The sequence below is a fragment of the Mesorhizobium sp. M0306 genome, assembly GCF_040321655.1.
Lineage (GTDB): Bacteria > Pseudomonadota > Alphaproteobacteria > Rhizobiales > Rhizobiaceae > Mesorhizobium.
Window position 1 is genome coordinate 73656 of record NZ_JAMYRY010000018.1, and the last position, 14486, is coordinate 88141.

Here is a 14486-nt window from a genome sequence, read left to right on the forward strand (position 1 = left end):
AGAGCGTTATTGGAAATCCGCAAGGGAATCTTCCGAGCGCTCGACGGCAGCAGCCGCCTGATCGCACAACGAAAGCAACCGATGGCCGGAGAGACCGACCTGAAAAAGTTGCTGGCGGCAATGACGCCGGAGTTGCTTGCCGGCGTTCATGCCTTCACCACGTTGCCACCTGATGCGCCTGTTCCCGACAGGGTCCACCCGGTGATGCTGTTTCGCGAGCGCGAGGGCATGACGCTGATCGTGCTTGAAGACCAGGCCAAGGCCGCTGGCCTGAAAACCGTGTTCCGCTGCCGGATGCTGACGCTGAACATCCATTCGTCGCTGGAAGCGGTCGGCTTCCTCGCCGCCATCACCGCGCGACTGGCCGCGGCCGGCATCGGCGTCAATCCGGTCTCGGCCTTCTACCACGATCACCTGTTCGTGCCCGCCGACCGGGCGGAGGAGGCGCTGGAGTTGCTATTGGACCTGGCGGAGGAGAACCGGCTGTGACGCCGGCGCCTTGCTGCCTATTTGAGACGCCTGTGCTGCCCCTCATCCGCCTGCCGGCACCTTCTCCCCGTGAACGGGGAGAAGGGAGCTAACGGCCGAAGGCCGAGCCCGCGACTGCGGGCCGCCGGTTATCCGGCGCCCCTGCGGAGGCCAGCCGCGTAGCGGCGATACGGCCGTGAGCGAAAAAGTTATGCCGCCTTCTTCTTCGGTTGGATCAGCCCGCGCTCGACCAGCAGCTCCGCGATCTGCACCGCGTTGAGTGCCGCGCCCTTGCGCAGATTGTCGGAGACGATCCACATCGACAGGCCGTTGTCGATGGTCGAATCCTCGCGGATGCGCGAGATGAAGGTGGCGTCCTCGCCGGCCGATTCCAGCGGCGTGATGTAGCCGCCGTCCTCGCGCTTATCGATGACCTGGCAGCCCGGCGCCTCGCGCAGGATCTCACGCGCCTCATCGGCGGTGATCGGCTTTTCGAACTCGATGTTGACCGCTTCCGAATGACCGATGAACACCGGCACCCGCACGCAGGTCGCCGTCAGCTTGATCTTGGGGTCGAGCATTTTCTTGGTCTCGGCCACCATCTTCCACTCTTCCTTGGTGAAGCCGTCGTCGAGGAAGACGTCGATATGCGGGATGACGTTGAAGGCGATACGCTTGGTGAACTTCTTGACGTCGACCTGGTCGGCGACGAACACCGCGCGCGTCTGCGTGAACAATTCGTCCATGCCTTCCTTGCCGGCGCCGGAGACCGACTGGTAGGTGGCGACGACGACGCGCTTGATGGTGGCCGCGTCATGCAGCGGCTTCAGCGCCACGACCAGCTGCGCCGTCGAGCAGTTCGGGTTGGCAATGATGTTCTTGCGCGTGAACAGCGAAATCGCATCCGGGTTCACTTCCGGAACGATCAGCGGCACGTCCTGGTCGTAACGGAAGGCCGACGAATTATCGATGACGACGCAGCCCTGCTTGCCGATCTTCGGCGACCATTCCTTGGAGACGTTGCCGCCGGCCGACATGATGCAGATGTCGGTGTCGGAAAAATCATATTGGTCGAGCGCCCTGACCTTCAGCGTGCGGTCACCGAACGACACTTCCGTGCCCTGGCTGCGCCGCGAGGCCAACGCCACCACCTCGCTCACCGGAAAGCCGCGCTCTTCCAGTATGTTGAGCATTTCCCGGCCCACATTGCCCGTGGCGCCGACGATCGCAACCTTGAAACTCATCGAAATCTCCTGTCCCTCTCCGCTCGGTTTCTGGAGAAAACCCGCCGGCCGATGCGGGTTTCAACCCCCGGGCCGGACCCGGGAGAGGGTGGTTAGGCCAAGGGAATCAGACCGTTTTGGTGGTCGTTTTGCCGGTTTTTTTGAACGTGATTTTGCTGGAACGGAAAGACGCGCCGAAGCGTCCGGCCCAATGGTTCGCATTGGGGCCGGGGATGTCGAATGCAAGGGGCGCCATCAGAAGGCCGCGCATCGAAAACTATCCCGTTCGGTGCCGGCTTTTACGCGGTTTGCGTCCAGAGTCAATCGCAACCAGGCCGACCCGCCCGCCCTGTACAATGACGGCGGCACCAAGTACGAACGAGCATCGTCTGGCTCGTGGCGCCCGTCCGTGGCGCTTGCCGACATTTGACCCGTCGCCGGGTATTCAGAATCCGAATTTCGAAAGAGCAAGATGTCCAATTTCGAAGCTATTGTTCCCGCGCTGGCAAAGGCGCTGGAAAAACGCGGCTATGTCGAGCTGACGCCGGTGCAGAAGGCGGTTCTCGAGCTTGGCCAGGCCGATGCGCTGGTTTCGGCCCAGACCGGCTCCGGCAAGACCGTCGCCTTCGGTCTGGCTTTGGCGCCGACGCTGCTCGATGGCGCGGAGCGCTTTTCCCATGCCGCGGCACCTTTGGCGCTGGTCGTGGCGCCGACGCGGGAACTGGCCTTGCAGGTGACGCGCGAGCTGGAATGGCTCTATGAGCTGACCGGGGCAGCGATAGCGTCCTGCGTCGGCGGCATGGACATGCGCACCGAACGGCGCGCGCTGGAGCGTGGCGCCCATATCGTCGTCGGCACGCCCGGCCGCCTGCGCGACCACATCACCCGCAACTCGCTCGACATGTCTGAGCTCAAGGCAGTCGTACTCGACGAGGCCGATGAGATGCTCGATCTCGGCTTTCGCGAGGATCTGGAATTCATCCTCGATGCTGCCCCTGCCGAGCGCCGCACGCTGATGTTTTCCGCCACTGTGCCACGCTCTATCGCCACTCTGGCCAAAGGCTACCAGCGCGATGCCGTGCGCATCTCGGCCTCCGGCGAGGAAAAGCAGCATCTCGACATCGAATACCGGGCGCTGAGCGTCGCCCAGGCGGACCGCGAAAACGCCATCATCAACGTGCTGCGCTTTTACGAGGCCAAGAACGCGCTGGTGTTCTGCAACACGCGCGCCGCCGTCAACCATTTGACGGCGCGCTTCAACAACCGCAACTTTTCCGTCGTGGCGCTGTCCGGCGAGCTTAGCCAGAACGAGCGCAGCCACGCGCTGCAGGCGATGCGCGACGGCCGCGCCAAGGTCTGCATCGCCACCGACGTGGCGGCACGCGGCATCGACCTGCCCAATCTCGAGTTGGTGATCCATGCCGACCTGCCGACCAACCCGGAGACGCTCCTGCACCGAAGCGGGCGGACGGGACGGGCGGGCCGCAAGGGCGTCAGCGCGCTGATCGTGCCCAATAATGCCCGCAAGCGCACCGAGCGGCTGCTGCAAAGTGCCGGCCTTGCGGCGACCTGGGCGAGCCCGCCCTCCGCCGACGACGTGATACGGCGCGATGACGAGCGCATTCTCGCCGACCCGGTCTTCAGCGAGCCTATGAAGGATGAGGAGCGCGGCTTCGTCGAGGCGCTTCTCGATCAGCACGGGCCCGAACAGGTCGCCGCCGCCTTCGTACGGACGTGCCGCTCCAGCCGCTCGGCGCCGGAGGACCTTCTCGACGTGGCACCGTTCACGCCGTCGGGCGAAAAATTTGCGCGCCGGGAAGAGGCACCGAGCCGCCGCGACGATTTCGGCGACAGCGTCTGGTTTTCGCTGTCGGTTGGACGCCGGCAGAATGCCGAGCCGCGCTGGCTGATACCGATGCTGTGCCGGACAGGCGGCATCTCCAAGCGCGAGATCGGCGCCATCAAGATGCAGCCGGAAGAAACCTTCGTGCAGATCGCAGCGGACTGGGCCGAGCGTTTTCTGGCGGCGATCGGTCCCGACCGCAAGCTGCAGGGCAACATCGCGGTCAAGCGGTTGGACGGCACGCCCGATCTGTCGCGGGCCGGCTATCAGGAGCCACGGCCCGACAAGAAGCCGCACCGCGGCAAGCGGACATTCGATCAAAACGCGCCCAAATTCGAGAAGCGCGCACCGGCTGACAAGCGCCCGGCATTCGAGGCAAAGCCCTGGGCCGGCAAGCCGGCCAAGGCGAAGTTCGAAGGCGGACCGGCGAAACACAAGAAATCGAAGAAACGGCCGGGGTAAATAGCCGGCCCTTCCATTTCGTGCACGCCCCTTGCGGTCTGCCGGAACTTTGCCCAGTCTGGCAGCGGGCAAGGGAGCAGCACATGCGCGGCGAAGTGCTTCACTATGATGAAGACGAGGGCTTCGGTTTCATCACCGGAGCCGACGGCAACCGCTACACTTTGGCGCGCGAAGATTTGCGCCGCGAAGCATCGGTTGCCGGAGGCACGACCGTCGAATTCCAGCCGGCTGGCGGACGGGCACGCGATGTTTTTTTGATCCGCGCCCAACCTGCCGGCGCGCCCGCCGAAGCCCCCACTGCAACCGCCGCGCCATCTCAGGCCGGAAATGCGCCCGGGGTACGTCAGCCGCAACATTTCGGCCGGTCCGCTGAAAACCATACCGCCGAATCCACCGGCCTGTGGAGCTACTTCTTGCTGGGCCTGACCGAAAATTATTTCAACTTCGCCGGCCGTGCACGCCGCAAGGAATATTGGGGTTATTGTTTGTTCTGGACGATTGCGCTGATCGTGGTCATAGGGCTCGGCGTCTTCATCGACGACGCCATGGGCAATCTCGACAACAGTGAATTGCCGGCAGTGACGGTCGGCCTCTGCGGCCTCTTCCTGCTGGCGACAGCCCTGCCGTGGTTCGGGCTCAACGTGCGTCGCCTGCACGATATCGGCCTGACCGGCTGGCTCTTCCTGCTTTTCCTGATCCCGACCTTCGGCGGCCTGATCATCCTGATCTTTGCGCTGATCCCGACCCAGTCGCGCGAAAACCAATGGGGTTCGGTGCCGGCGGGTGTCGGGGTTTAACTTTAACGCGCATCTTGCAATTGTATGCAACTTTAAATAGCATAGCTGCGACGCAATCCAGGGGCAGGCAATGCGCGGCGCAGTGTTTCACTACGACGAGGATCAGGACTACGGCTACATCAACGGAGCGGACGGCAAGCGCTATATCTTCGCGCGTGAGGATGTGAGCCAGGGAGTGTCGCTTGCTAGGGGCGCGCTTGTCGAGTTCCGAGCGGACGACAGGACGGCGCACGATATCGTCGCCATAACGGCAGCAGCGAGCGATACCTCGCCGTCACGCGCGGCACAACCGCAACGGCCTGGCCGTGCCGCCGAAAATCAGCCGGCCCAATCCATGGGCTTATGGGCCTATTTCCGGCGCGCGCTAGTCTACGACTATCGCAATTTCACCGGCCGCGCTCGCCGCAAGGAGTTCTGGGGGTTCTATATCTGCTCGATCGTCGTGCTCGTCGCGCTGTCCGGATTCGGCATTCTCCTCAACCTGGCGATAGGCGGTTTCGGTGACGGCCCAAGGACGTCGATCGGCTACCTTCCTGCTTTGTTTTTCGTACTGGCAATGATGCTGCCGTTAATCGCGCTTATCGTGCGCCGTCTGCACGACATTGGGCTAACCGGATGGCTTGCCTTGCTTTGCTTCACTCCGGCTGGCGTGACCTTTCTCATCCTCGGATTGGTTCCGTCTCAATTTGGCGAAAATCGCTGGGGCGCGATGCCGGCCGGCGTCACGGCTTAGCGACCGCCTTCAGCGCCTCGCTCGAAAGCCTGAGGAAGACTTTCTGGCCGTGGCGCTCCGCGCCGAGCCCGTCGTAGAAGCGCAGCGCACCCTCGTTCCAGTCCTCGGTGGTCAGGTCGATGCGGCCGATGCCCTCGCGCAGGCAATGGCCGGCGAGGAATACCATCAGCGCTCGACCGACACCGCCATCGCGGGCGGTATCGCGCACGAACAGGTCCTTGAGGAACAGCAGCCGCTCGAGATCGATGCCGGGATGCGCGATCGCAACCGAGGCCAGCCCGCAAACTTCGCCATCGACGAAGGCGAGCGCAAAATGCGGATAGGCCGGGCTTTCGTCGCCAAGCCATTTCTGCGCCGCCGACAAAGTCTGGCTGGCGTCGAGTGGCGGCTGCCGGTAATGCACCGCCATTTCGCAAAGCATGGTGGCGAGTGCCGCGGCATCCCCGGTCGTCGCCCAGCGGACGTCGACCGACATGGGATCAGCCCAGGAACTTGGCGATGATCGCGTCGCCCATCTCAGCGGTGCCGACCTCGGTCATCCCCGGTGAATGAATATCCCTGGTGCGCAAGCCCTGATCGAGAATGGCGGCGATCGCGCCTTCCAGCCGGTCGGCCTGTTCAACCATGCCGAAGGAATAGCGCATGCACATGGCGAAGGAGGCGATCATGGCGATCGGATTGGCGATGCCCTTGCCGGCGATGTCGGGCGCCGAGCCGTGCACCGGCTCGTAGAGCGCCTTGCGCTTTTTTGTCTTCGCATCCGGCGCGCCGAGCGAGGCCGACGGCAGCATGCCGATCGAGCCGGTCAGCATGGCGGCGATGTCGGACAGCATGTCGCCGAACAGATTGTCGGTGACGATGACGTCGAACTGCTTCGGCCAGCGCACCAACTGCATGCCGCCGGCATCGGCCAACATGTGATCGAGCTTGACGTCGGCATACCTGGCCTTGTGCGTCTGGGTGACGACCTCGTTCCACAGCACGCCTGATTTCATCACATTGCGCTTTTCCATCGAGGTGACGTGGTTCTTGCGCGTGCGTGCCAATTCGAAGGCAACACCCGAAATGCGCTCGATCTCGAACGTATCGTAGACTTGGGTGTCGATGCCGCGCTTCTGGCCGTTGCCGAGATCGATGATCTGCTTCGGCTCGCCGAAATAGACGCCGCCGGTGAGCTCGCGCACGATGAGGATATCGAGCCCCTCGACCACCTCCTGCTTGAGCGAGGAGGACGCCGCCAGCGCCGGATAGCAAATGGCGGGTCGAAGATTGGCGAACAGTTCCATGTCCTTGCGCAGCCGCAGCAGACCCGCCTCCGGGCGCACCTCGTAAGGCACCGCATCCCATTTCGGTCCGCCGACGGCGCCGAACAGCACCGCGTCCGCCGCCATTGCCTTGGCCATGTCGGCATCGGAAATCGCCGCGCCATGTGCGTCGTAAGCGCAACCGCCGACAAGGCCCTCATCGGTGACGAAATCGCTGCCGAGCTTGTCGTTCATGGCGGCGATCAGCTTCTTCACCTCGGCCATCGCCTCGGGGCCGATGCCGTCGCCGGCAAGCAGGAGAAGATTTTTCGAAGCCATGAGAACCGTCCTGATTGTGTCGTGAGCCGCGGCCTTGCTAAACGCCAAGCGGCCGGCGCGCAAGCCTGCGGTTCAGAGCATCGGACCCAAAAGTGGAAACCGGTTTTGGGAGAATCCGATGCTCAAGCCAAAACGCCTACAGATGCGAGAGGATATTGACCAGCCTGCCGAACGGGTCGCGTACGAAGAAGCGCCGCACGCCCCAGGGTTCGTCCGCCGGACCGTATTCGATGGCAAAGCCGGCCGTCCTCATGCTTTCAAGCGCGGCATCGACGTCGTCGACCTCGATCGACAGGTCAGGCACCGGCGTTCCTGATCCCCCTTCGGCCATGAAACTGACCTGCACGGACATCGTCTCTTGCGAGCCATAGGTAGCGATCCAGCCCATATCCATCTTGAGATGGAGACCGAGCACATCCTGATAGAAGGGTTTTGCCGCCGCGATGTCCTGCGTGTCTATGTTTGCAACGATGCGTCTGACCTTCACCATGGGCCGATCCTCGTTCTAACCGTGTCGTTGTCGCAACCGTGACAGGCATCAGGCTGTGCGCCGCAGCGCCGTCACCTCGATCTCGATCTTCATTTCCGGCTTGTTGAGCTGGCACACGATCATCGTTGCTGCCGGCCTGATCTCGCCAAATGCCTCGCCGAGGATCGGGAACACCACGTCCACGAAAGCCGCATCGGTGATATAGTGATGTGCCTGCACCACGTCAGCCATTTCGAAGCCGCCATCTCGCAACGCCTTGGTGATCGTCGCCAGGCAATTGCGCGTTTGTGCCTCGACGGTCTCCGGCATCGACATGGTCGCATAATCGTAGCCGGTCGTTCCGGACACGAAACACCAGTCGCCCTGCACCACGGCGCGCGAATAGCCGGCGGTCTTCTCGAAGGGCGAGCCGGTGGAGATCAGTTTTCGCATGGGTCCTCCTTTTTTGCAGCGTAGGCGGTCTGGCGAAAGCGGCGGTGACGGCCGATCTCCCCCCGGGTGGGGGAGATGTCCGGCAGGACAGAGGGGGGCGGGAAGGATCGCGGCAGAACGATTTCTAATTCGGCGACCCCAGCGCCTTGTCCAGCGCTTCCTTGATCTCGGCCGGCCAGCTATTCACCGCCGGCCACGCGTCCGGCTCGGGCTTGTCGCCGCGCCGGGCGAAATAGAGCTTGTGGTCGACGGGGTCGACCGCCATGAAGCCGTCATTGCCGCCGCAATCATGCGGCACGCAGCCGCTGGCAAAAAAGGCGCCCGACGCGGTTTTCTCGGTGCCGCCGCCGACCAGCAGGCTGGTCGCCATGTCGGGCATGTCCTTGCCGAGCAGCGTCTCGGCTTCCTTGTAGACCGCTTCATTGTGGAAGGCGTCGATGATGTTGTCGTATTTCGACGGATCGACGTCTTTCCAGTCGGTGCCCGGCTCCGGCATGTAGGTCAGATTGCCGGACGTCGTCAGTCCGTCCGTCGGCGACCATTGCAGCGCCGGCTTGGAATCGCCCGGCAGCAGATAGGGCACGAAATAGATCGCGCTGTCGGAGATCGCAGCCGGCGGTGCGCCGCATTCGTCCTGCTCGACCGTGGTCGTCTGGATCGCGCCGCCTTCCGGCTTCCACACGATCACCTTGGCCGGGCCGCATTGATTGCCGCCGTCGCCGACATCGACCAGCGCCACCTTGACGCCGCCGACCTCGACGATCTTGTCGAAGAAGACGTCGTAATTGCGCGCCAGTTCCTTGCCGTCGAAGGCGAGCACCCGTTCCCCGTACTCTTCCTCCTGGGTGATGGTCAGCTGGCCGCCCTCGAACGGGATCGGCGCCTGCTTGTCATCGTCGGCGGCGGCTGTGTCGCTGGCGCCTTGATCTGTCGCTGGCGCTTCCGTGGCGGGCGTCTGCGTCTGGGCATAGACGCTCGCCGGGGGCAGCAGCATCAGCGGCAGTCCGCAGGCAGCGGCAACAAGCAAGCGTGTCATCACATCCCTCCCGGACACTTGGCGTAGAGGCCGACCGTCGGCGCGGCTTTAGAGCCTATGCCCAGGGCCGCAGCTCGGCGTTCTTCTTCTCGAACGAAGCGATGGCGCCGGCCTTCTCCATGGTCAGGCCGATATCGTCGAGGCCGTTCAAGAGGCAGTGGCGCTTGAATTCGTCGAGGTCGAACTTGACCACGCCGCCGTCCGGCCCGCGGATTTCCTTGGCTTCGAGATCGACCGACAGCGTCGCGTTGGAACCACGCGAGGCATCGTCCATCAGCTTCTCCAGGTCTTCCGGGCTGACGGTGATCGGCAGGATGCCGTTCTTGAAGCAGTTGTTGTAGAAAATGTCGGCGAACGAGGTCGAGATGACGCAGCGGATGCCGAAATCGAGCAGCGCCCACGGCGCATGTTCCCGGCTCGAGCCGCAGCCGAAATTGTCGCCGGCGACCAGGATCTGCGCCTTGCGGTAGGCCGGCTTGTTGAGCACGAAGTCCGGATTTTCAGAACCGTCGTCCTTGTAGCGCATTTCGGCAAACAAGCCGGTGCCGAGCCCGGTGCGCTTGATCGTCTTGAGATAATCCTTGGGGATGATCATGTCGGTGTCGACATTGACGATCGGCATCGGCGCGGCGACGCCGGTGAGCTTGGTGAATTTTTCCATGGTTCTTGCCCGTCTTCTTCTCGTTGCGGGGAATTGCTGGCGCCCGGTTTACACAAAGCCGCGGGCAAATAAAAGGCGGCTGTTTTTGGACTTCCGTCGTCGATCGAAACACAAGATCGGTACAAAACAGCTTCAAAATCACCGGCCCATGGTGCACTTTTATCGACATGACAACGCGATCCAAGGTCCTCTACGCCAGCGAACCGGGCCTCGGCACCGCCGAGTTCCGCCGCGTGTTGGTGGAATCCGGCCTCGGCGCCAACCGCCCCGTCGATGACGACACCCGATTAAAGGCGATGTTGTCAGCGGCCAATTTGGTGCTCACCGCGCGTCTCGACACAGAAGGCAAGCCGCTGGTCGGCGTTGCCCGCGGTGTCACCGATTTCTCGTGGGTCTGTTACGTTTCCGAGCTCGCCGTTTGCAAAGCGGCGCAAGGGCTCGGCATCGGCAAGGGCCTTCTCGATGAAGCGCGGCGACAACTCGGGCCGTCCGTCGCCATCAGCCTGATCTCCATGCCCGACGCGGTCGGCTTCTACGAACGGATCGGCATGGAGCGCGTGTCCGACGCGTTCTGGTTCGGCCGCAAGCGCTGACGCGTTGCCTTGCCAGCTAGTGGTCGAAATCTGACGCTTGGTAACGGGGCCGTAAGCCCGTTCGGAGTGGAAAGCGGACGCTACCATGTGCTTTTTGGCAAAGCGCTCAGTGCGCGCGTGACGCAAGGTGAATTTCAAGCGGCTTTGAGATGAGGCCTTTATCAACGATGGCTTCAAGCGTCTGCTTCGTCAGACTGATATCGTCATATTGCTGCGGAACCGACAAAATTAACCCTCCCTCTTCGGGCGTGGCATAAAACACTACATAGCCATTCGCCTCACCGGCGAGAGGGAAGGCGATAGTATTGATTTCAGTATCCATTACTCGCTTGCCAAAAAAATAATTGGCACGATTATTCTGCTGACGTAATTCAAACTCCTGATACTGGAGAACAGAGTATATACGTTTGTTCTCCGGTGACTCAGGGTCGTTGCTGCATCCAGAGAATGGGACAATTGCGAACATCAACACTGAAAGGGCCTTCCAACTAGTGGAGATCATGTCAAATTCCTGCTTTCCATGGCTCTTTAAGTATCTGCCCTAGATGTCCGAAATGGGCCGGCAGCGGTATTCCGTTTCGGGTACCAGGCGTCAGGTTTTGACCGCTAGCGGTGCGGACTTTTGATGTCGGCGGGACAGCACCCTCTCTGTCCTGCCGGACAGAGGGGGGTGGGCGGGAACTCGACAGAGCGGCTTATTCTGCGCGGCCTTCCCTCAAATCACGTTCAATTCCCGAAACGCCCGCCCTTCGGCGACCCGGCTGTACCCGAACGCGGAGCAATCCACCGTGCGATAGCCGCCATGCACCAGAAACTCGGCCAGCGCCTTGCCGACCGCCGGCGCCTGCTGCAGGCCGTGACCGGAAAAACCGTTGGCGAAGAGGAAATTGCCGACCTCCGGGTGCGGGCCGATCACCGCGTTCTGGTCGAGCGTGTTGTAGTCGTAGTGGCCGACCCAGGCGCGCGTCGGCTTGATCGCCTCGAAGGCCGGAATGCGGGTCGCCAGCACCGGCCAGATCACCTCTTCGAACAGCGGCCAGTCGGGGTCGAAGTCGGCGGGATCGGCTGGTCCTTCGCCCTCTTCCGGCTCGGCGCCGCCGGTGATGTAGACCGAGCCCTCCGGCCGGACATAGATGCCGCTCGGGTCGACCAGCAGCGGCATGTCGTCATATTTTTCGCGCGCCTCGAAGACGAAGACATTGCGCTTGCGCGGCTCCACCGGCAGCGCCAGCCCGACCATTGCTGCCACCTTGCCGGCATTCGGCCCGGCGGCGTTGACGACGGTGCCGGCCTCGAGCCGCTCGCCATTGTCGAGGACTACACCAGTGACGCGGCCGCCCAGCCGCTCGATACCCGTCACCGACGCCGTGATGAAGTCGATGTTCTTCGTCCGCAGTGCCTTGCGAAACAGCATCAGCATCGCATGCGCGTCGAACCAGCCTTCGCCGCTGCGGCCATAGGCGCCGGCGGAAATGCCCTCGACCGACAGCCACGGAAAGCGGCAGACGAGCGCCTCGGCATCCTCGAGCACGATGTCGGCGCCCTCGGCCATCTGCGCCTCGTGGTTGGCCCGCAGGATCGGCAGCCCGTTCTCGCCGGCAAGGATGAGATAGCCGCCTTCGCGAAAGCCGATATCGGCGTCCGCGCCAAACTCGTCCTTCAACCGCCGGAACAGTTTCAGCGTGAACTGCGACAGCCGGATGTTTTCCGGGATCGAGAACTGCTGGCGGATCGAAGCGCAGGACAGCGTGGTCGCCGCATGGGAAAATTGCGGGTCGCGCTCGACAAGCGCGATCGAGCCCGAAAATCCTTCCTCACGTAGATAATAGGCGACCGAGGAGCCGACGATGGCTCCGCCGATGATGACGATGTCGTAATGCACCTTTTCGCCCTTCCGATCTGAACCGCGAGTCACGCCGCCGGCAGGATGATCTCGAAGCGCGTGCCGCTCGCCGAGTCAACCAGCCGGATCGTGCCATCATGCGCTTTCAGGAGGGCCAGCACGATGCCCAGGCCCATGCCGGTGCCACCGGAATCGCGGCGCGTGGTGAAGAATGGCTCGAAGATACGGCCTCGGTTGCTGGGCGAAATGCCGGCGCCGTCATCGTCCACCACAATGGTGGCCTTGCCGTCCGCGCCTGCTGTCGTGACCGAAACCAGCGTCGCGCCGTGTCGCGCCGAATTGTCGATAAGGTTGGCCAGCACGATCGCGGCGTTTTCAGCCGATATGCGCAGCCCGATCTCGGCGCCCGCCTCGAGGCGTACCGCCAGCCTGTCGTCGCCCGGCAGCAGCGCCAGTGCCGCACCAAGCGACGTGTTTTCGCCGCTGGGCTCGAGATTTTCGGCGCGCGCCAGGTCGAGCAGGCGTCGCACCAGCAGGTTGAGCCGGCCGGCATCGGTGACGATATTGTCCGAAAACCGCCGCCGCTCGGCCTCATCCATCGCGCCGCCCGAATCGCGCAGCAGTTCGGCGGCCCCCTGGATCGCCGTCAGCGGCGATTTGAGCTCGTGCGAGACGTGGGTGGCAAAGGTCTGGATGCCATCGGAGCGTGCGTGCAGCTTTTCGGCCATGTCGAGGAAGGCGGCGGAGAGCGCCGCCATTTCGCGCGTGCCGTGGTGATCGAGCGGCCTGATCGCCGCGCGGTCGCCGGCGGCGATGCGTTTCGTGCGTTCCATCAGCGCATAAATCGGCCGGCTGACGGTGCGCAGGAAGACCAGCCCGATCAGCAGCGTGCCGCCGAGCATGGCGATTGCCGCCAGCGCCACCTTGCCGCGCTCGCCATAAAGATGCTTGACGATGTTGTTCGGCGTCCGCGACAGATAGACCACGCCGGCGACCTTGCCGGAGACCGCAACCGGCATGGCGACAAAGACGCGAACCTTGGTGCCGCGGCTGACCGAATAGAGCGGCGGCGACGGCTGGTCGGGAACCCGCAGCCTAAGCGCGCTGGCGTAGCGGCCGGCAAGTGCTGCGCGAACTTCTTCGACAGCGCCGAGCGACAGGCCGGCTTCCTCACGCCCGGCGATGACCACGCCTCTCGGATCGAGCAGCCGGAAGCCGGCTAGCGTGGTCTTCTGCGTCTCGGCAAGTATGCCCGACAGCCGCGCGCCGATCGCCGCGAAGGCAGGATCGACGCTGGCCGCGGTGGCTGCGGGCCGGGTCGGCAGGATCCTGTCGGACGCAAGATCGAGGCGCGGTTCGATCGGCAGGTAGCGAGAAGCCCGATCGCCGGTATCGGGCGGAGGCATGGGTGTGCCGAGCTTTTCCGGGGCAAGGCCGGCCTCACGGACCTCTTGCGCGTAGATCGCGGCAAGGGCGGCACCTTGTGCGATCAGCTCGGCCTCGGTCTGGCGGATCAGCTGGTTCTCGTAGAGCCGGAAGAAGAACAGGCCGGCCAGCGGCAGTGCCATCACCATGATCAGGATGGCAATGACGACCGTGGCAAGCCGTGGCCGCCATTTCTGCGCGGTCACGCGCCGCATTTACCCAGCCGGAAGCCGACGCCGTGCACGGTCTCGATTGCATCAAGGCAGCCGACCGCCGCCAGTTTGGCGCGGATGTTGCGGATATGGCTGTCGACGGTGCGGTCTGCGACATGGATGTTGGCCGCATAGGCATTGGCCATCACCATGTCGCGGCCAAGCACATGCGGCGGCCTTGCCAGAAATCCTTGCAGGATCGCGAATTCGATCGAGGTCAGAACCAGTGGCTTGCCGTCGAAGCTGGCTGTATGGCTTGCCGGAACCAGCAACAGTCTGCCATGCGAGAATTGCCGGTCGTCGGCTGGTTTCGGCGTGGGCCGGGCGCGGCGCAGAATGACGTTGACGCGGGCGACCAGCTCGCGCGGGCTGAACGGCTTGGTGACATAATCGTCGCCGCCCATTTCCAGCCCGAGGATGCGGTCGATCTCTTCATCCCGCGCGGACAGGAACAGCACCGGCACGTCGGATGTGTGGCGCAGCCGCCGGCACACTTCCAGCCCGTCCATTTCCGGCATGCCGATGTCGAGCACGACAAGATCGGGAGCACGGCGTTCGATCGCCTGCAAGGCAGCCGCGCCGTTCGGCACCGTCAGCGTTTTCATGCCGGCCTTTTCGAGCGCGAAGCAGATGATTTCGCGAATGTGCGGATCGTCGTCGGCGACCAGTATGTGGTGCGGCATCA

General features: G+C 63.3%; 17 protein-coding genes. 5 read left to right on the forward strand and 12 right to left on the reverse strand.

The features are described 5' to 3' along the window. Positions 1-81: 81 nt before the first annotated feature. On the forward strand, positions 82-489 hold the full coding sequence (locus tag NKI95_RS22340; RefSeq protein WP_352719429.1) for an ACT domain-containing protein: 408 nt from the start codon (positions 82-84) through the stop codon (positions 487-489). Between the two features lie 188 nt (positions 490-677). On the opposite strand, the gene NKI95_RS22345 is transcribed toward NKI95_RS22340, so the two are convergent. Both NKI95_RS22345 and NKI95_RS22350 read right to left on the reverse strand, forming a co-directional pair. Further along, positions 678-1712 carry an aspartate-semialdehyde dehydrogenase gene (locus NKI95_RS22345; protein WP_023680535.1) on the reverse strand — a complete coding sequence of 345 codons (1035 nt, stop codon included), beginning with the start codon at positions 1710-1712 and terminating at the stop codon, positions 678-680. A gap of 106 nt (positions 1713-1818) precedes the next feature. Then, complete coding sequence (locus NKI95_RS22350; protein WP_352719394.1) at positions 1819-1962, reverse strand: hypothetical protein; 144 nt, start codon at positions 1960-1962, stop codon at positions 1819-1821. Between the two features lie 201 nt (positions 1963-2163). Here NKI95_RS22350 and NKI95_RS22355 point away from each other — a divergent pair, with 201 nt between their 5' ends. The 3 genes from NKI95_RS22355 to NKI95_RS22365 all read left to right on the forward strand — a co-directional run bounded on the left by NKI95_RS22355 (position 2164) and on the right by NKI95_RS22365 (position 5526). Next, entirely contained in the window at positions 2164-3996 is a 1833-nt protein-coding gene (locus NKI95_RS22355) for a DEAD/DEAH box helicase (protein ID WP_352719395.1), read from the forward strand. An 83-nt stretch (positions 3997-4079) separates the two neighbouring features. Then, on the forward strand, positions 4080-4793 hold the full coding sequence (locus NKI95_RS22360; protein WP_352719396.1) for a DUF805 domain-containing protein: 714 nt from the start codon (positions 4080-4082) through the stop codon (positions 4791-4793). Positions 4794-4863: 70 nt separating this feature from the next. Beyond that, on the forward strand, positions 4864-5526 hold the full coding sequence (locus NKI95_RS22365; protein WP_352719397.1) for a DUF805 domain-containing protein: 663 nt from the start codon (positions 4864-4866) through the stop codon (positions 5524-5526). Here the strand turns inward: NKI95_RS22365 and NKI95_RS22370 are convergent. The 6 genes from NKI95_RS22370 to leuD all read right to left on the reverse strand — a co-directional run bounded on the left by NKI95_RS22370 (position 5516) and on the right by leuD (position 9728). Further along, the gene (locus NKI95_RS22370) at positions 5516-6001 is read right to left on the reverse strand and encodes a GNAT family N-acetyltransferase (RefSeq protein WP_352719398.1); all 486 of its coding nucleotides are present in this window, start codon (positions 5999-6001) and stop codon (positions 5516-5518) included. The genes NKI95_RS22365 and NKI95_RS22370 overlap by 11 nt on opposite strands. Before the next feature lie 4 nt (positions 6002-6005). Continuing rightward, positions 6006-7109: a 3-isopropylmalate dehydrogenase gene (gene leuB / locus NKI95_RS22375; protein ID WP_352719399.1), complete on the reverse strand. Its 1104-nt coding sequence runs from the start codon at positions 7107-7109 to the stop codon at positions 6006-6008. Positions 7110-7245: 136 nt separating this feature from the next. Further along, positions 7246-7596, reverse strand: a complete 351-nt coding sequence (locus NKI95_RS22380) for a VOC family protein (protein WP_352719430.1) — start codon at positions 7594-7596, stop codon at positions 7246-7248. Positions 7597-7647: 51 nt separating this feature from the next. Beyond that, a complete protein-coding gene (locus tag NKI95_RS22385) occupies positions 7648-8031 on the reverse strand; it encodes a RidA family protein (RefSeq protein WP_352719400.1) in 384 nt (127 codons plus the stop codon). A 124-nt stretch (positions 8032-8155) separates the two neighbouring features. Continuing rightward, the gene (locus NKI95_RS22390; RefSeq protein ID WP_352719401.1) at positions 8156-9067 is read right to left on the reverse strand and encodes an Ivy family c-type lysozyme inhibitor; all 912 of its coding nucleotides are present in this window, start codon (positions 9065-9067) and stop codon (positions 8156-8158) included. Between the two features lie 55 nt (positions 9068-9122). Continuing rightward, positions 9123-9728, reverse strand: coding sequence for a 3-isopropylmalate dehydratase small subunit (leuD, locus tag NKI95_RS22395; protein ID WP_292663076.1), 606 nt, complete (start codon positions 9726-9728; stop codon positions 9123-9125). A gap of 167 nt (positions 9729-9895) precedes the next feature. Between leuD and NKI95_RS22400 the strand changes: the two genes are divergently transcribed. Beyond that, the gene (locus tag NKI95_RS22400) at positions 9896-10321 is read left to right on the forward strand and encodes a GNAT family N-acetyltransferase (protein WP_352466522.1); all 426 of its coding nucleotides are present in this window, start codon (positions 9896-9898) and stop codon (positions 10319-10321) included. Positions 10322-10427: 106 nt separating this feature from the next. Here NKI95_RS22400 and NKI95_RS22405 read toward each other — a convergent pair whose 3' ends face one another. The 4 genes from NKI95_RS22405 to NKI95_RS22420 form a co-directional block, all read right to left on the reverse strand. Next, positions 10428-10823 (reverse strand): hypothetical protein, encoded by a 396-nt coding sequence (locus NKI95_RS22405; RefSeq protein ID WP_352466523.1) that lies wholly within the window; start codon positions 10821-10823, stop codon positions 10428-10430. 213 nt (positions 10824-11036) lie between these two features. Beyond that, positions 11037-12203 (reverse strand): NAD(P)/FAD-dependent oxidoreductase, encoded by a 1167-nt coding sequence (locus NKI95_RS22410; RefSeq protein WP_352719402.1) that lies wholly within the window; start codon positions 12201-12203, stop codon positions 11037-11039. A gap of 29 nt (positions 12204-12232) precedes the next feature. Continuing rightward, complete coding sequence (locus NKI95_RS22415; RefSeq protein WP_352719403.1) at positions 12233-13804, reverse strand: ATP-binding protein; 1572 nt, start codon at positions 13802-13804, stop codon at positions 12233-12235. Continuing rightward, positions 13792-14484, reverse strand: coding sequence for a response regulator transcription factor (locus NKI95_RS22420; RefSeq protein WP_352719404.1), 693 nt, complete (start codon positions 14482-14484; stop codon positions 13792-13794). Before NKI95_RS22420 ends, NKI95_RS22415 begins: the two co-directional genes overlap by 13 nt. Positions 14485-14486 lie beyond the last annotated feature (2 nt).

Bases quoted from the DNA above. Each gene is read 5' to 3' on its own strand.
- NKI95_RS22350 (WP_352719394.1), bottom strand. From the start codon at position 1,962: ATGCGCGGCCTTCTGATGGCGCCCCTTGCATTCGACATCCCCGGCCCC.
- NKI95_RS22370 (WP_352719398.1), bottom strand. From the start codon at position 6,001: ATGTCGGTCGACGTCCGCTGGGCGACGACCGGGGATGCCGCGGCACTC.
- NKI95_RS22385 (WP_352719400.1), bottom strand. From the start codon at position 8,031: ATGCGAAAACTGATCTCCACCGGCTCGCCCTTCGAGAAGACCGCCGGC.
- NKI95_RS22340 (WP_352719429.1), top strand. From the start codon at position 82: ATGGCCGGAGAGACCGACCTGAAAAAGTTGCTGGCGGCAATGACGCCG.
- leuB (WP_352719399.1), bottom strand. From the start codon at position 7,109: ATGGCTTCGAAAAATCTTCTCCTGCTTGCCGGCGACGGCATCGGCCCC.
- NKI95_RS22420 (WP_352719404.1), bottom strand. From the start codon at position 14,484: ATGCCGCACCACATACTGGTCGCCGACGACGATCCGCACATTCGCGAA.
- NKI95_RS22345 (WP_023680535.1), bottom strand. From the start codon at position 1,712: ATGAGTTTCAAGGTTGCGATCGTCGGCGCCACGGGCAATGTGGGCCGG.
- NKI95_RS22390 (WP_352719401.1), bottom strand. From the start codon at position 9,067: ATGACACGCTTGCTTGTTGCCGCTGCCTGCGGACTGCCGCTGATGCTG.
- NKI95_RS22415 (WP_352719403.1), bottom strand. From the start codon at position 13,804: ATGCGGCGCGTGACCGCGCAGAAATGGCGGCCACGGCTTGCCACGGTC.
- NKI95_RS22365 (WP_352719397.1), top strand. From the start codon at position 4,864: ATGCGCGGCGCAGTGTTTCACTACGACGAGGATCAGGACTACGGCTAC.
- leuD (WP_292663076.1), bottom strand. From the start codon at position 9,728: ATGGAAAAATTCACCAAGCTCACCGGCGTCGCCGCGCCGATGCCGATC.
- NKI95_RS22400 (WP_352466522.1), top strand. From the start codon at position 9,896: ATGACAACGCGATCCAAGGTCCTCTACGCCAGCGAACCGGGCCTCGGC.
- NKI95_RS22355 (WP_352719395.1), top strand. From the start codon at position 2,164: ATGTCCAATTTCGAAGCTATTGTTCCCGCGCTGGCAAAGGCGCTGGAA.
- NKI95_RS22405 (WP_352466523.1), bottom strand. From the start codon at position 10,823: ATGATCTCCACTAGTTGGAAGGCCCTTTCAGTGTTGATGTTCGCAATT.
- NKI95_RS22360 (WP_352719396.1), top strand. From the start codon at position 4,080: ATGCGCGGCGAAGTGCTTCACTATGATGAAGACGAGGGCTTCGGTTTC.